Source organism: Streptosporangium amethystogenes subsp. fukuiense (genome assembly GCF_042665875.1).
In the GTDB taxonomy this organism is placed as follows: domain Bacteria; phylum Actinomycetota; class Actinomycetes; order Streptosporangiales; family Streptosporangiaceae; genus Streptosporangium; species Streptosporangium fukuiense.
Map to the genome: position 1 here is coordinate 9,238,370 of NZ_JBHTEE010000001.1, position 14,488 is coordinate 9,252,857.

General features: G+C 70.2%; 16 protein-coding genes. 9 read left to right on the plus strand and 7 right to left on the minus strand.

Annotated features, from left to right (window positions below):
• Nucleotides 1-21: 21 nt before the first annotated feature.
• Nucleotides 22-1,368, minus strand: coding sequence for a 3-carboxy-cis,cis-muconate cycloisomerase (gene pcaB / locus ACFQVD_RS40980; RefSeq protein WP_343962973.1), 1,347 nt, complete (start codon nucleotides 1,366-1,368; stop codon nucleotides 22-24).
• A gap of 394 nt (nucleotides 1,369-1,762) precedes the next feature.
• Between pcaB and ACFQVD_RS40985 the strand changes: the two genes are divergently transcribed.
• Both ACFQVD_RS40985 and ACFQVD_RS40990 read left to right on the plus strand, forming a co-directional pair.
• The gene (locus ACFQVD_RS40985) at nucleotides 1,763-2,992 is read left to right on the plus strand and encodes a CynX/NimT family MFS transporter (RefSeq protein WP_343962972.1); all 1,230 of its coding nucleotides are present in this window, start codon (nucleotides 1,763-1,765) and stop codon (nucleotides 2,990-2,992) included.
• Between the two features lie 95 nt (nucleotides 2,993-3,087).
• Complete coding sequence (locus tag ACFQVD_RS40990) at nucleotides 3,088-4,185, plus strand: glycerophosphodiester phosphodiesterase (protein WP_343962971.1); 1,098 nt, start codon at nucleotides 3,088-3,090, stop codon at nucleotides 4,183-4,185.
• Nucleotides 4,186-4,436: 251 nt separating this feature from the next.
• Here ACFQVD_RS40990 and ACFQVD_RS40995 read toward each other — a convergent pair whose 3' ends face one another.
• The 3 genes from ACFQVD_RS40995 to ACFQVD_RS41005 form a co-directional block, all read right to left on the minus strand.
• Complete coding sequence (locus tag ACFQVD_RS40995; RefSeq protein WP_343962970.1) at nucleotides 4,437-5,072, minus strand: 2'-5' RNA ligase family protein; 636 nt, start codon at nucleotides 5,070-5,072, stop codon at nucleotides 4,437-4,439.
• 6 nt (nucleotides 5,073-5,078) lie between these two features.
• Complete coding sequence (locus ACFQVD_RS41000; protein WP_343962968.1) at nucleotides 5,079-5,816, minus strand: hypothetical protein; 738 nt, start codon at nucleotides 5,814-5,816, stop codon at nucleotides 5,079-5,081.
• Nucleotides 5,817-6,095: 279 nt separating this feature from the next.
• Nucleotides 6,096-6,584, minus strand: a complete 489-nt coding sequence (locus ACFQVD_RS41005) for a hypothetical protein (RefSeq protein WP_343962967.1) — start codon at nucleotides 6,582-6,584, stop codon at nucleotides 6,096-6,098.
• A gap of 632 nt (nucleotides 6,585-7,216) precedes the next feature.
• Here ACFQVD_RS41005 and ACFQVD_RS41010 point away from each other — a divergent pair.
• From ACFQVD_RS41010 to ACFQVD_RS41035, 6 genes are all read left to right on the plus strand, one after another.
• Nucleotides 7,217-7,636, plus strand: coding sequence for a hypothetical protein (locus ACFQVD_RS41010; RefSeq protein ID WP_343962965.1), 420 nt, complete (start codon nucleotides 7,217-7,219; stop codon nucleotides 7,634-7,636).
• Complete coding sequence (locus ACFQVD_RS41015) at nucleotides 7,620-7,946, plus strand: hypothetical protein (protein WP_343962963.1); 327 nt, start codon at nucleotides 7,620-7,622, stop codon at nucleotides 7,944-7,946. Before ACFQVD_RS41010 ends, ACFQVD_RS41015 begins: the two co-directional genes overlap by 17 nt.
• A complete protein-coding gene (locus ACFQVD_RS41020) occupies nucleotides 7,943-8,272 on the plus strand; it encodes a hypothetical protein (protein ID WP_343962962.1) in 330 nt (109 codons plus the stop codon). Before ACFQVD_RS41015 ends, ACFQVD_RS41020 begins: the two co-directional genes overlap by 4 nt.
• 245 nt (nucleotides 8,273-8,517) lie before the next feature.
• Nucleotides 8,518-9,609 (plus strand): radical SAM protein, encoded by a 1,092-nt coding sequence (locus tag ACFQVD_RS41025; RefSeq protein WP_343962960.1) that lies wholly within the window; start codon nucleotides 8,518-8,520, stop codon nucleotides 9,607-9,609.
• The gene (gene tmk, locus ACFQVD_RS41030; RefSeq protein WP_343962958.1) at nucleotides 9,606-10,208 is read left to right on the plus strand and encodes a dTMP kinase; all 603 of its coding nucleotides are present in this window, start codon (nucleotides 9,606-9,608) and stop codon (nucleotides 10,206-10,208) included. The genes ACFQVD_RS41025 and tmk overlap by 4 nt, the downstream gene beginning before the upstream one ends.
• Before the next feature lie 20 nt (nucleotides 10,209-10,228).
• Nucleotides 10,229-11,026, plus strand: a complete 798-nt coding sequence (locus tag ACFQVD_RS41035) for an endonuclease/exonuclease/phosphatase family protein (protein WP_343962957.1) — start codon at nucleotides 10,229-10,231, stop codon at nucleotides 11,024-11,026.
• Here ACFQVD_RS41035 and cyaB read toward each other — a convergent pair.
• The 3 genes from cyaB to ACFQVD_RS41050 form a co-directional block, all read right to left on the minus strand.
• Complete coding sequence (gene cyaB / locus ACFQVD_RS41040; protein WP_343962955.1) at nucleotides 11,023-11,577, minus strand: class IV adenylate cyclase; 555 nt, start codon at nucleotides 11,575-11,577, stop codon at nucleotides 11,023-11,025. The two genes, ACFQVD_RS41035 and cyaB, sit on opposite strands and share 4 nt — an antisense overlap.
• Nucleotides 11,578-11,763: 186 nt before the next feature.
• Nucleotides 11,764-12,282: a cysteine dioxygenase gene (locus tag ACFQVD_RS41045; protein WP_343962954.1), complete on the minus strand. Its 519-nt coding sequence runs from the start codon at nucleotides 12,280-12,282 to the stop codon at nucleotides 11,764-11,766.
• Nucleotides 12,283-12,379: 97 nt separating this feature from the next.
• Nucleotides 12,380-13,294, minus strand: a complete 915-nt coding sequence (locus tag ACFQVD_RS41050; RefSeq protein WP_343962953.1) for an amidohydrolase family protein — start codon at nucleotides 13,292-13,294, stop codon at nucleotides 12,380-12,382.
• 236 nt (nucleotides 13,295-13,530) lie between these two features.
• Here ACFQVD_RS41050 and ACFQVD_RS41055 point away from each other — a divergent pair, with 236 nt between their 5' ends.
• Nucleotides 13,531-14,484 (plus strand): LacI family DNA-binding transcriptional regulator, encoded by a 954-nt coding sequence (locus tag ACFQVD_RS41055; protein ID WP_343962952.1) that lies wholly within the window; start codon nucleotides 13,531-13,533, stop codon nucleotides 14,482-14,484.
• The last annotated feature ends 4 nt before the right edge of the window (nucleotides 14,485-14,488 follow it).

Here is a 14,488-nt window from a genome sequence, read left to right on the forward strand (position 1 = left end):
GTCCGCCGGTCTTCCCGGCGCTCACCTGCCTGGTCCCGCGAGGTTCCGGTGGGCGGCGAGCGCCCGGTCGACGAAGGTGAGGGCGGAGCCCAGGGCACCCGCCGGGTCGAGGGCCGCGTCGACCTCCTCGGCGGTCAGCGAGACGCCGGGATCGGCGAGCAGGACCTCCCGCAGCGTCAGGCCCCCGGCGGCGGCGCGGGCGCAGGCGGCGTCCACCAGCCGCCGGTCCTGCGGGGTGCCGCCGAGCCGGACGACCACCTGCTCGGCCATCAGCAGCCCCCGGGTCGCGTCGAGGTTGGCGCGCATCCTGGCGGTGTCCACGGTCATGCCCTCCAGCACCTCACGCAGCCAGCGGGCGGCGCTGCCGGTGAGCCGGAGCAGCTCGCCCAGCGTCTCCCATTCGGCCTGCCAGGGCCCGGCCGCGCGCTCGTGCTCAGCGATCATGCCGCCGAGGAGGGAGGCGACCAGCCCGGGGACGCGCTGGACGCAGGCGAGCACCGACATCGAGCCCACCGGGTTCCGCTTGTGCGGCATCGCGCTGGAGGTGCCCCGTCCGGGCCCGGTGGGCTCGGCGACCTCCGCCACCTCGGTCTGGGCCAGCAGCTTCACATCGTTCGCGATCTTGCCGAGTGTCCCCGCGACGGTGCCGAGCGCGCAGGCCAGCCGGGCGACCGGGGTCCGGTCGGTGTGCCAGGGAACGACCGGCTCGGCCAGCCCGAGCTCGGCCGCGAGCAGCGGCGGCACCTCGTGGCCCCGCTCGCCGAGGACCGACAGGGTGCCCGCCGCCCCGCCGTACTGGGCCGGCAACGGAACCCGCGCCAGCTCGGTTCGGGAGCGGTCCAGCGCGCTCAGCCAGCCCGCGGCCTTCAGCCCGAACGTGACCGGTACGGCGTGCTGGCCGACCGTACGCCCGGCCATGACGCTGCCGCGGTACTCGGACGCCAGTCGCGCGCACGCCCCGGCACAGGCGGACAGGTCGGCCAGGACCGGGGCCAGGGCCCGGCGGGCGACCAGCATCGCCGCGGTGTCGTTGATGTCCTGGCTGGTGGCGCCGTAGTGCACGAACCGCCGCAGGCCGGGCTCGATCCGTGTCCGCAGGGCGGCCACCAGGCCGATGACGGGGTTGCCGCTCCGGGCCGCCTCGGCACCCAGCCCGGCGAGGTCGTAGAGCTCGGGGCGGCAGGCCGCGGCCACCGCCGGGGGCACCTCGGCGGGGACCAGTCCGATCCCGGCCTGCGCGGCGGCCAGCGCGGACTCGACGTCCAGCATGGCGGCCAGCCACGCGACGTCCGACACCTGCGCGGCGGCCCCGCCCCGGGCGAACATCCCGGAGAACAGCCCGGCGGTGGCGGGAGAGGTCACGGTCACCTCCGGATGGTTCGAATGTCGTTCAGGGAGCCTCGTGCACGAGATCGGCCACCGCTTCGGCGAGCGGAACCACCGTGGCCATCGCGCCCCTTCACACATGTGCGCCATGCGAACGAAAGTTCTTTTGGTGAACCTACTGACCCATCGTGCGGACGGTCAACGTGGCGACCATCGTTCCTTGACCTGATGCTCGAAGGGTGCCGACCCCGGCCTTCGGGCCGGGGTCAGCACGAGCGGGGGTGCCTGTTAGGGCGCGAGCGTGTCCCGGTTCGCACGTTCCTGCTGTTCGGCCCACCAGGTGTAGGGGACAAGGACAGCTTGGTCTCGCCGTACTTCTCCACGATGGTGTGCTCCCCCTCACAGGCCACCGAGCGGGCTGTGGGAAGGTTGGCCAATGGTCGAGCGGGGGGTCGGTGTGTCGCGGGTGTCGCGGGTGGTGCTCATCGCGGGCTTCGCGCTCGCCTCGCTCAACCTGCGGCCCGCACTGGCGAGCGTCTCCCCGGTGCTGGACGAGATCATGGGCGACCTCGGGCTGACCGCCGCCGGGGGAGGGGCGATCACCACGGCCATGGTGGTCTGCCTCGGCGTGCTGGGCCCGCTCGCCCCGCTGCTCGCCCGCCGTTTCGGCCTGGACCGCACGCTGATGGCCGGATTGCTGATCCTGGCCGCCGGGGTGATGCTGCGCAGCGCGGGAAGCGTCCCCGCGCTCTACGCCGGAGCGGCCGTCGCCGGCATGGCCATCGCCGTGATGAACGTCTCGATGCCCGGCGTGGTCAAGCAGCACTTCCCCTCGCGGGTCGGCCTGTTCACCGGGATCTACGTCTCCGGCCTGGTGCTGGGCTCCGCCGCGGCGTCCGGGCTGATGATCCCGCTGGAGCGTGCCACCGGGTACGGCTGGCGCGAGGTGACCGCGATGGCCGCGATCCCGGCGCTGGCCGCCGCGGCGCTCTGGCTGCCCCAGGCACTGCGCCGACCGGCCCGCTCCGAGGTCGCGCCCAGACCGTTCGCACCGCTGCTCCGCGCCCGGATGACCTGGTACGTCACCGCCTACATGGGCCTGCAGTCGCTGACCTTCTACGTCATGCTGGCCTGGCTGCCGACGATCTTCAAGGACGCGGGGCTCCCCGCCGACCAGGCCGGATACCTGCTCGGCCTCACCAGCCTGGCCCAGGTGGCGGCCACCTTGGCGGTCCCGATCCTCGCCGGGCGCGCGCGATCGCAGGTGTCGTACGTCACCGCCGCGACCCTCATCACGGTGGTCGGATACCTCGGCGTGCTGCTCGCCCCGGCCACCCTCCCGTGGCTCTGGATGATCGTCCTGGGGGTGGGGCAGGGTGCCTCGATCGCGCTGGCCCTGCTCATCATCACGCTCCGCGCCCCCGACCCGGTCTCGGTGACCGCGCTCTCGGCCGTCGCCCAGTCCGTCGGGTACGTGCTGGCCGCGCTCGGACCGCTGGTGGTCGGCGCGATCCACCAGTTCTCCGGCGGCTGGACGCTGCCGCTGCTGGCCGGTCTCGGCGCGTGCGGCCTGCAACTGGTGGCCGGATTCCTGGTGGGCCGCCCGGCGACGCCGACCGGCGTGGGCGAGCCACGACCGGCCGAGGATTCGCCCTCCCGGGCCTGACCCACCCCGGCGATCCCAGCCTTTGTCGATTCCTGAATCACCTGTTTCGCAGGTCGCTGTTCCGATCACGGTCCCGGCCTCGTACGTTCCCAGGCATGATCCGTAGGTTTCAGGTCGCGCTGCTGGCGTTCCTCGCGACCGGTACCGTCGCCTTCGTGTTGCCAAAATCCGAACCCGTGATCGCCGAGCCTCGCGGCGGCGAACCCATCGTCATCGGCCACCGGGGCGCCAGTGCCCACCGGCCCGAGCACACCCTGCTCTCGTACGAGGCGGCCATCGCGCTCGGCGCCGACTACATCGAGCCCGACCTGGTCGCGACCAAGGACCACGTGCTGGTCGCCAGGCACGAGAACGAGATCGGCGGCACCACGGACGTCGAGAGCCATCCCGAGTTCGCGGACCGCCGCACCACCAAGACCGTCAACGGCAGATCGATCACCGGCTGGTTCACCGAGGATTTCACGCTCGCCGAGCTGAAGACCCTCAGGGCCGAGGAGCGCATCCCCGACCTGCGCCCGCAGAACGCCGTCTTCAACGGCCTGGCGGAGATCCCCACCTTCGACGAGGTGGTCGAGCTGGCGCGGCGGCACGGGGTCGGGGTCTACCCGGAGACCAAGAGCCCGAGCTACTTCGACTCCCTCGGTCTCTCCCTGGAGGATCCGCTGCTGGAGGTGCTCGGCAGGCACGGCTGGAACGGGAACGGTGCCCCGGTCTTCATCCAGTCCTTCGAGACCGCCAACCTGCGCGAGCTGAGCAAGAGGACGGAACTGCCGCTGATCCAGTTGATCACCGCCGGCGGCGCCCCGTACGACTGGATCGCGGCCGGAGATCCGCGCAGCTACGACACCATGGTCACCCCCGCGGGGCTGCGTGAGGTGGCCGGTTACGCGGACGGTGTCGGCGTCGACACCCGGCGGATCGTGCCGGCGGGACCCGACGGCCGCCTGCTGCCGCCCACCACGTTCATCCGGGACGCCCACGAGGCGGGACTGAAGGTGCACGCCTGGACCGTCAGGAACGAGAACTCACACCTTCCGGTGGACTTCCGGCTGGGCAACCCGGCCAGCCCGGCCTTCCCCCGGGCCACCGGCGACGTGATGGGCTGGCTGGAGCGGCTCTACCGGCTCGGCCTGGACGGCGTCTTCGCCGACGACCCGGGCATGGCCAGGGCGGTGCGGGCGCGGGTGTTCTGACCCGCCGGGTTCGGTGGGCCTCCGCCCACGGTCTCCTCGGAACGGCCGACCAGAACATCCTCGCCGGGTGATGATCGTGCCCATGAAGGTCTTGGTACTGGGCGGAACTCGGGGAACATCAGCCCCGGACATAGTCCTGGCTGGCCATGGCCAGCCAGGACCTGCTTGGCGTACGGTGCGAACAAGCGCGGCGGTAGACCACCATCCCAGGCGTACATCGCCGTGCTGTCCCTGCGGGCGGTTGGAAACACTCAAGCCGTCCGCAGGGACAGCGGCGAGGTCAGAACGGTCCTCCAGCGGTAGCCCTCATCCCGGTTCAAATCGATCAGGGCGATGCACGACAAGGTGACAGGCACAGCATCGGCGTGCCGACCAAGCATCTCCCGGAGCGGAGCCAGCGGCACCCCGCTGGTGTTCACGTAGGCGAGACTGACATGTGGCCGGAAGCCCTCGGCGGCCTCCGGCACCCTGCCCTGTCCCCAGACCTCGGCGATGGCTTCACGGACAAGCCGGCGCGCCGCGGCCACGGCCTCGACAGGCCGCACCGGCAGATGTACGCCTTCGGCATCCGCCACCACTGGGCCTAGCGTCACCCGAATCGAGCCGAGGCCGGCCACCCGCTCGCTCACCGCGGCGCCGATCGCCGCCAGTTCCTCCTCGCCCACCTCGTCGGCGAAGCCGACGCCCTGAGTGGTCATATGCAGCCACTGGGGCGGGATGGGGTCGAGTATCGCCACGTCATCGAGATCGGGACGCATCCGCGCCACGAGATCGTGCACCTCGGGCTGGTCATCCACGAGGAAGTGCCAGGTGTAGAAGCTGCGGCCTGGCCGCCAGCCTGGCCGCCACCACCAGTGGTCGCGGGTCTCGATGTCGTCTCCTGCCAAGGGGGGTCACCCTTCCGTGTATGGTGTCTCGTCGCAGAACGCGCCGATAGCTTCTTTGATCACTCTGCCCTGCCCCCCGTTGCGGGACGCATCCGGGATCCGGCCGACGATCTCCGCGAGTTGGAGGAGCAGGGGCGCCGCACGCGCCTCCGGAGGGGTTTGCAGGACCGGCGCGAGCGCCTCGACCGCTCCGTCCAGAGCGCCGCCATCGATATGGGCCCGAACCATGTGGAGCACGGTCATCCGCTCGGTTCCCAGGTTCCGGGTCCGCCCGGGTCTGCCCTGGGAGATCTCCACGCTGCGGCTGGCCATCTCCAGCGCCTGGCACGGGTCCGACAGCACCAGGCAAGCGTCCGCCCAGTAGCTCAGCGCGCGTTCCGGCGCGCAGCTCAGCGGCCCGCCGGGGTAGTCCGCTCGCCCCGGTCCGACCTCCTGAGCGTGGCGTAGCATGATGCGCGCTTCGTCGCCGCGGCCGAGCCGGGCGTAGTCCAGGGCGAGAGTGCTGGCCAGCATCACCTCGGTCTCCCCGCCGGCCCGCATGGCGTAGCGAAGCCCGTGCTCGGCGTGGCGCAAGGCATTCTCTTTGCGGTCATCCCAGTAAGCGGCGACCTGCCGGGTCTTGCACACCCAGGCGAGCAGGCCACTATGTCCGCATTCCTCGGCAAAATGCCATGCGGCTCGTGCGTGGCCTTCGGCCGCGTCTGGGCGGCCCAGGTCGGTGCTGACCCACGCCAGGAACGTCATCGCCCAACCGGTGATTAGATACAGGTCTCTACGGCGACGCAGCGGCTGGTGTCTCTCCAGCAGTCGCAGGGCCTCATCTCGGATACGCCGCACGTCGACCAGCAGTGGCCCCGTGGGCACCTTCAGGTAGCTGGCCGCGATGCGCTGGAGGTCAGCGTTGAGGCGCTCGATCGTCGAGGCGCCGGCGTTACTGTTTTCGGCCTCGCTGAGAATGAGGTCGGATTCCCGGGCGTAGAGAGATAACTGTTCGCTGCTAGAAAGCGGCCGGAGATCACGTGTCTACGAAAGGGATGGTGACGCTACTTCGGCGGTTCCGGGAAATGCAGGCGATGCGCCCGGACTCGGCCCCGCTCCGGTGAAGTTAGCGTCAAGATGCCGGTAGTCGATGCGATCGATCTCGGCGCGGTCGGCGGCGTTGTATAGGGCGTACTCGGCGTTGGTGAGTAGCCGACGCCCCTGTACCTGGTAGATGCGGGCGAGGGCGTGCAGTGCCGCTATGCTCGGCCGCCGACCTTTCTCCGGCCAATGTTCGAATTGATAGATCCTGGCCTTGACCATGGTTGACTCGCCGGAATCGAGTTCGTTCCAGCGGTCGGCGACTTCCTGGTGGCTCGCGTTGATCGCCCACCGGAGCGCGATGCGGGGGCCGATTTCCGGATGGTCCGTTTCCCAGACGGCGGCGATTTGATCCCACGTCAGACCGCGGATCCTGAGCTGCTGGGAACGGTGCGCGCGTTGCCGCCTACCAGGATTGGTGGATTTGTCCATTACTGTGTCCGCCTGGTGTAAATAACGAAGCGCTTGGCTTTCACGGCGTACGCGCAGATTCGGCTTCTTGACAGCTAACTATTAAAGCGGGTCCAGAGTTCGCGCCCAGGCCAGAGCCTCGCCGGGCGCTAACTCTTCTGGCTCTCTACCCGCTGGGAATGCCTCCGGACACTTGGAGATCCCGCCACATAAAAGCGGAGCCCGCCACTGGTAGCCGACATCAGGACGGGCTCCTTGATCGCAAAGGAGCTGCGATCCATGAGCAAGGTTAGAGCCATTCGGATCCGCTGGGGAGCAGAGAAACCGCCGCTGCCACTCGGCTGCCGTTGGTGCGGACACGCCCCCTATGCCTACGACGCGCACTCTCTGCCGCATCGCCGCGACCACCGGTGGGAGCAGCCCACTCCCCGGCAGGTATGCGCCCGCATGGCCACCCGGCGGCGCCTGGGCCTGTGCGGTCCGATGCCTGCCGCTGTGCCGTCGCGCCCGCTGAAGACCCACCCGCCCATTACCACCCCCCAGCTATGGTCCGGCCGTCACACGCGGCCGATGACGGCCGCCCCCGGCCGGAGCCACCCGCCGGACGCCTTCCCGCCCCGACGATACGAGCCGCACCGGCGGGAGGTCTTCGCATGACGACCCCAGAGGGCGACACCCCCACAAGCAGGCGCGGCGGCAGTCCCGCCTCCCAGGCGATCGCCGCCGCGCCGTCGTCCGCCGCCCGGCTTCGCGCCGAAGAGCTGGCCGCCGAACTGGACCGCACCCACGGTATCTCGGCCGACGTCCACGAACTCGCCTCCGGCAACGCCATCGTTTCCGTCTACCGCGGCCTCCTGGCCTACACCGACGGTGAGAACTTCTGGTGGACCAGCCCCGAGCTCACCGGACCCGGCGACCACCCGCTCAGCGCCGCCTTGGAACCGGCCGCCGCCGCCGAGCGGCTCGCCGAGCACTACGCGATCCTGCGCACCCGCCCCGCCATCTCGCTGCTGGACGGCGAACTGCCGCTGCTGGCCGACGCGATCCTCGCCGACCATGTTGTCCCGCGCTGATGCCGACGCGGCCCGCGCCGCCCAGCAGGTGCAGGAGTACGCGCCGACCTGGCTGATTATGTGGAGCCTGCGACACCGCCGCTTCGAAGCCTGGCAGTGCGCCGACCCCAACGAATGCCGCATCGTCCACGCGGCCAGCGCCGCCGAACTGTGGGACCTCATGCAGCAGGCAGAAGTCAAGCTGCAGCGGATCTCGCCACCGCCGCTCCTGGCCTTGGGGCTCGTCCCCCACCCCCGCGTCCTGCCCATAGGGGGCGACGAACGAGTCCCGAGGCCCCACCACTCCCCGCAGGAAAGAGACAGGTCTTGATCCCGCCTCACGACACCCCGGCAGGCGACCGGCTGAACGTGGCCACCTGGCACCCGGGCGCCATCGCCGCCCTGCAGAGCCTGCGCATCGAGCTGCACACCCACCGCATCTACCCGGAGATCTTCTACGACCAAGGCCGGCCGCGACTCGTGGTCAGCGCTGACCTGACCGTGTGGGCCGACCAGGCGGGCACGGTCTTCTGCTGGGGCGCCTCCTTCATGGAAGAACCCGCCGACCAGGCGCCGACCGACGACGTGCCGCGAGTTGCGCACCGCATCGCCGGACGACTCGGCACGCACTACGCCGACCCGGTGACCCCACCCTGAGCTGGTGCGGCGGCACACCACACCCCGTCCCGTGCCGCCGCACCTTCAACTCCCCGCGGGCGGTGGTGCACAACCAGGGGCCGCCCGCGGGGCAGGCGACGCGCCATTGGAAAGACGGTCGCCATCTGGCCTGAATCTGTATGGCTGGTCATCCTGAACGCAGACACACGGTAACCGGCTATCTCCACCCCTTTTCGGTCACTTTGAGCACTTGTTTCGTTACAAGCTCCACCAAAGGGAGAACCGTGAAACGTCTCATCATCGACACCCATGCCAGCTCCTGCTACTTCCGGACATCGGTCGGAGGAGACGAGCGCAAAGCACTGGTGCAGATCACCGAGCGCTGCAACCTGCACTGCGCCCACTGCTTCGTCTCCTCCGGCGACTGGGGCGAGCACATGCGCCTGGAGGACCTGGTCGAGACCGTGTTCCCCCGGCTGCGCCGCGCCCGGGTCGAACGCCTGACCCTGACCGGAGGCGAACCGTTCGTCCACCCGAACATCATGGAGATCTGCCACGCCGTCGCCGACATGGGGCTGCCCCTGGGGATCTGCGCCAACGCCACGCAGACCACGCCCGAGCAGATCGCCACCCTGGCCAACCTCGGCAACGTCCACATCAACGTCAGCTTCGACGGGTTCCGGCCCGAAAGCCACGGCAAGTTCCGTGGCAACGTCAAGTCGTTCAACACCACCCTGGTCACCACCCGCGCCTTCGCCGAGGCCGGCCTGCTGCAAGGGCTACTGTCCACTCCCAACGCGCTCACCGATGTGGAGGAGTTCGGCGCGCTGTGCTCCTTCGCCGTCGAGATCGGCGCCGAGTACGTGCTGATGAACCCGCTGTCGTCGTTCGGCCGCGGGGTGAAGAGCCAGGGCCGCCTGGCCGCCGACGCCGACAAGATGCGCGCCATCGCCGACATCACCGGGCGGTTCCGCGAGCAGGGCATCGACGTCGTCCACATCCGCTTCCCCAACGACGACGGCAAGCCGCTCGCCGGCTGCGACGCCGGCAAGCTCATCTACGTCTTCGCCGACGGGCTCACCGCGGTCTGCCCCTACCTGGTGTTCGCCGCCCGCACCCCGCAGTCGCCCTACTCCGACCGAGAGTTCCTCGTCGGCAACATCCTCACCGACGAGGTCGTAGCGGCCCTGGACAGCTACGACCTCGCCGACAACCTCGGCATGGGCGACAACCCCACCTGCCGGTCGTGTTCGATGAACAGCAGCTGCGGTAAGGGCTGCCCGGCCGCGCTCATCTCCCGGGGGCAGCGGATCGGTGAAGTGGACACCGAACAGTGCCCCGTCCCCTTGTTGCAGATCACCACCCGCCCGTCATGACCGGCGGCCTGTTCATCGCGGTGGAAGGCCCCAACGGCGTCGGCAAGACCACCGCCGTCGCGCGCTTCGCCGACCGGCTCCGCTCAACTGGCCGCGCCGTCCACATGACCACCGAGCCGTCCGACACGCCGCTGGGGCGCCTGATCCGCACCAGCGAAGGCGCCCTGACCGGCCGGGCCCTGGCCCTGGCGGTGGCCGCCGACCGATACGCCCACCTGGAGGCCGAGATCCTCCCGGCACTCGCGGCCGGGAAGGTGGTGATCAGCGACCGCTACGTGCAGTCCTCCCTGGTGCTCCAGCGCCTCGACGGCCTGCCCCTGAGAGAGATCTGGCATTACAACGCTCATGTGCCACCTGCATCCCTATCCTTCTACCTGCACCACACCCCCGAAGTGCTATGGCAGCGGTTGGAGCAGCGCGCCAAGCGGTCACGCCTGGAGCGTGCCGGCTCACCCCGGCGAGAGCTCGACCTGTACGAGGACGCGTTCAGCTTTCTTGCCGCTCGCGGCTGGCGTCAGGCACGGATCGACTGCCGCGTTCTGACCCCGGACGGTGTGGTGGCGCAGCTCCTCCAGCACCTGAAGCAGTTCGAAACGTGATACGAGATGAGGTGAGCCAGATGGTCACAGCGCTGACCGTCAACATCGGGGCCGCATCCAGGGAGCGCGCCGAGCTGCTGCTGCGCTGGCTCATCTCCCGTCCCGAGGACGTGTTCCTGCTGACCGAGACCAGCGCGGGCACTGGCACCGCTTACCTGCTGGATCGGTTCCGCCGCGCAGGCTACGCGGTCGTCAAAACGCCCGACGAGGGCGAGCGAGGGGCGGCCCTGGTCAGCCGGATTCCCCTGGCCGGAGATCCCCTCCTGCTCCCCGGGGTGAGCATTCCCGGCCGGGTCGCCGCCGCGGTCCTCGACACGACTCCGCGGACATGGTTCCTCAGCGTCTACGTGCCCAGCCGGGACCGCAGCGCCGACAAGACCACCCGCAAGGAGCTGTTCATCACCTCCCTGCTCAAGGCCCTGCACGAGCTGCCCGCCGAGCAGCGCGACCACCTGGTGGTCGGCGGTGACTACAACGTGATCGCCGCCGATCACGTCCCTCGCCACCCGGGGTTCCTGCCGTTCGAGTTCAGCCTGCTGACCGAGCTGGAAGACCTCGGGTTCGTCGACGCCCACGCTCATCGCTCTCCGGGCGTGCAGGCACACAGCTGGATCGGCCGGACCGGCGCGGGCTACTGCTACGACTACTTCCACGTGGGCGCGGCCCTGGTCGACCGCATCGACGACTGCACCTATCTCCAAGAGACCCGCGAGCTGGGTCTGACCGACCACGCCGCGGTCCGACTGGACCTGGCCCTCGACGCCGTCCGCCTGCCGTACGGAAACCTCGCCGAGCCGGACGAGATCACACTGTTCTAGGCCGGCGCCAGCGCGGCGCGGACCAGCGAGTCGTAGGTGTCCCTCGTGCGCTCCAGCTCAACACCGAGCGAGCGGGCGAAGGCGTCCAGCTCGTCCTGTACGGCGGTGCCGGACTCCTGACCGCTCACCGTGCGCTCGATCTCGACGAACACGCCCGCGTGCTCGACTTCGTCCACGCAGATCACCATGCCGCCGAGTGTCGCGGTTCGGCGGGTCTTCACGATGCGGACCGTGGGGTGGAAGCCCATCGCGACGATGGCGTGGTGCATCTGCTCCCGGTCGGCGACCTCGGTCTCGTGCTCAAGGCAGGCCATCACGTTGTCCAGTGGCCGTTTGATCGTGAACAGGTGCCGATCGCGCTGGGTGCGCAGCCGGGCGAATGTGACACCGAGCTTGCTCTGCTCGTAGGTCCAGCCGTTCTCGGCGTACGCCTGGTCATCCTGCCGCGCCGGAGGCGAGAGGACCGCCCCGCGTCGGGCCAGCGCCTCCTCCAGGGCCGGCAGATCGCGCACCCGGTACTTGACCTCGATCTCCCGCACCCCATGTATCACGTCGGCCTCCCGTGTCTGCTGCGACGCAGGGAGCCTATCGAGAGCACTCTCAGCACGACGTGAAGTCCGCGTACACAGCTGACCCGAATGCGGATAGCCGCACAACACGAACACGGCCCGGCCCTCCGAAGAGGACCGGGGCCGTGTTCGTGCTCCCCGCCGGATCTTCGCCCGGGCCGTCCGTGCTCAGGCGACCTCGACCAGCTGCCCGGCGTCGTCCAGCGGGCGCAGCTCGTCTGCGTAGCTGACCGAGACGCGGCGCATCACGCCGCTGTCGCTGATCGAGTACTGGCCGAGACGCCAGAGCGGCGGCGAGTAGGCGTGGATCGAGACGCTGCCGTGCACCGCGCCGTTCAGCCGGTGGATGTGGTCGGGGCCGAAGGAGAAGGACTCCCCCTCGGAGATCACGGTCTCCAGGTGCTCGCCGCCGATCCGGGGGTTGCACTCCAGCAGCGTCCCGGCCACCACCCGGACCGCGCCGGAGGAGGTGTCGTGGTCGTGCCAGCCGGTGTCGTCCTCGGGCCGCCAGCACAGCAGCCAGACGTCGACGTGGGAGTCACGGTAGAGGGAGGCGTAGTGGCGGCCCCCCTCCTCGGGGAACTCGACCTGCTCCTCCCACCGCGAGGGGTCGGCGGCCAGCTCGTTGACCAGGTCGAGCAGCTCGCGCCGGTCGAGGACACGGGCGGGCAGGGTCTCGTAGCTCATGAGGACTCCCCGCCGCCGCTGTGCACTCGGGTGGCGCTCTCGGCGCTCGGGGCCGTCGTCGCCGGGAGCGCACAGCTCTCGCGGCCCTGGGACTGGTTCACTGACGCGACTCCTTCCGGTTCAACAGACGGTTGGGATTGGTGACCGCGATGGCGTGCCAGGCGGCGTCGCCGAGCCCGGGGTCCGGGGCGGTGGCATAGGGCTGGTCGGAACCGCTGACCACGACGTCGACACCGAGCTCGCGGATGATCGCGTCGATGGCGCGCGGACCGTAGGAGGAGGTCTCCAGGAAGACGCCGGGGTCGACCTGCCCCCGGCCCTCCCCGCCGCGGTTGGCCAGGCGCTCGGAGTGCAGCGGGGCCAGCCCGGCGAGCAGCGAGAAGCAGACCCGCAGGCGGGGGTGGCGGGCCCGGCCGAAGGCGGCGAAGGCGTACCAGGCGGCGTGCATCTGCTGCACGTACGGCACGACGGCGGGCCACCAGCCGGGCACTCCGGCCTCCTCGGCCTCCGGGGCGGGGCCGGGGTGCACGAAGAGCGGCAGGTCGCGCTCGCTGAGCACGTCGAGCAGTGGGGCGACCTCGGCCAGGCCGGCGGCGTCGCGCAGGGTGGTCGCGGGCAGCTGGAGCCCGGCGAACCCTCGCCCCGCATGCCGGGTGTCGAGGCTTTCGGCGAGTCTGCCCGGATCGATCTCGCTGAGGCAGGTCGCCGCCCAGGCGCCGAACGGCGCGGGCAGGGCCAGGGCGTCCTCGTGGTAGGCGTCGATGATCGGCCAGGACTCCTCGGGCGGCAGCGACTCGATGCCGAGCGGGCTGGACAGCGACACCAGGGCCAGGGCGAGGTCCGAGTTCAGCGCGAGGCGTGCGGCGAGGTCGTGGTCCGCGGGGTTGACCCGGTAGGGGGGCTCGCCGTCCGTGTGGAGGATCCAGCCGTCGAGGCGGGGGGCGGCCGTGCGGCGCCTGAGCGTGTCGACGAACGCGGGCGTCCACAGGTGCTGGTGAACGTCGACGGTCACGACCGGCCTCCTCCCGGGCTATCGAGGTATTCCCTACCTAGAATATAGGTAACCACTCTCACCATGCCACATCCAACAGTGACACGGTTCAGTGAACCGTTTCAGTGAACCGTTTCACCCCATGTTGTGTCAATACCTCCGGAAAGATGCGATCCGCTCCGGAGCGCACTCCCGGAGGCCCTGAGGAATAGGCTGGTCCGATGCCCCAGCCTCGGAAACGAGCGACCATACGTGAGGTGGCGAAGGCCACCGGCCTGTCACCCGCCGCCGTCTCGTACGCGCTGCGCGGCATGCAGGTCTCGGAGGAGACCATCGAGCGGGTACGCCGGGCCGCGGCCGAACTCGGCTACGAGGCCGACCCCATCGCCCGCGCGCTGGCCAGCGGCAGAACCGGCATGATCGGCCTGCTCTGCGGTTCGCTGGAGGATCTCTGGCAGCAGGCGCTGGCCGTCGGCATCGGCCGCGCGCTCAAGGACAACGACCGCTACGCCCTGATCCTGGACGCCGCGGGTGACCCCGCCAGGGAGCACACGCTCGCCAGGCAGCTCCGCGACCAGCGGGTGGACGCGCTGATCGTGCAGCCGGTCGACCCCGCGGCACCGCTCTGGGCCGAGCTGTGCGAGGGGCTGCCGGTGGTGTCGATCGGTGACGCGCTGGCCGGCGCGCGCGCCGCGGGCGAGGTCGTCTTCGACAACAGGGCCGGGGTGACCCTGGCCCTGGAACACCTGCGCGAGCGGGGGCACCGACGCCTGGCCATCCTCACCTCGACCAGGGCCAGCACCCCCGACAGGCCCGCCGACGTGCACGTCATGGCCGAGGCCGGCCGGCTGGATCTGGACATCGAGCTGGTCACCGCCCCGCAGTCGCCGGCCTCCGCCACCAGGGTGGCCGGCGAGATGCTCGACGCCGGGCACCGGGCGTTCTTCTGCTTCGCAGACTCGATCGCCTACGGGGTCTACGCGGCCTCGACCGAGCGGGGGCTGGTCATCCCGTCGGAGGTGTCGGTGATGGGCTACGACGACCACCCCATGTCGGGACTGCTCACCCCCGGCCTGACCACCGTCGACTGGGACATCGACGGCATCGTCCGCGCCGCCGTCCGGATGGTGGTGGCCGCCGCCGACGGCAACCCGCGCCGTCGCCGCATCGTCCAGGCACCCCAGCTCCGCGAGCGTGGCTCGGTCGGCTGACCGG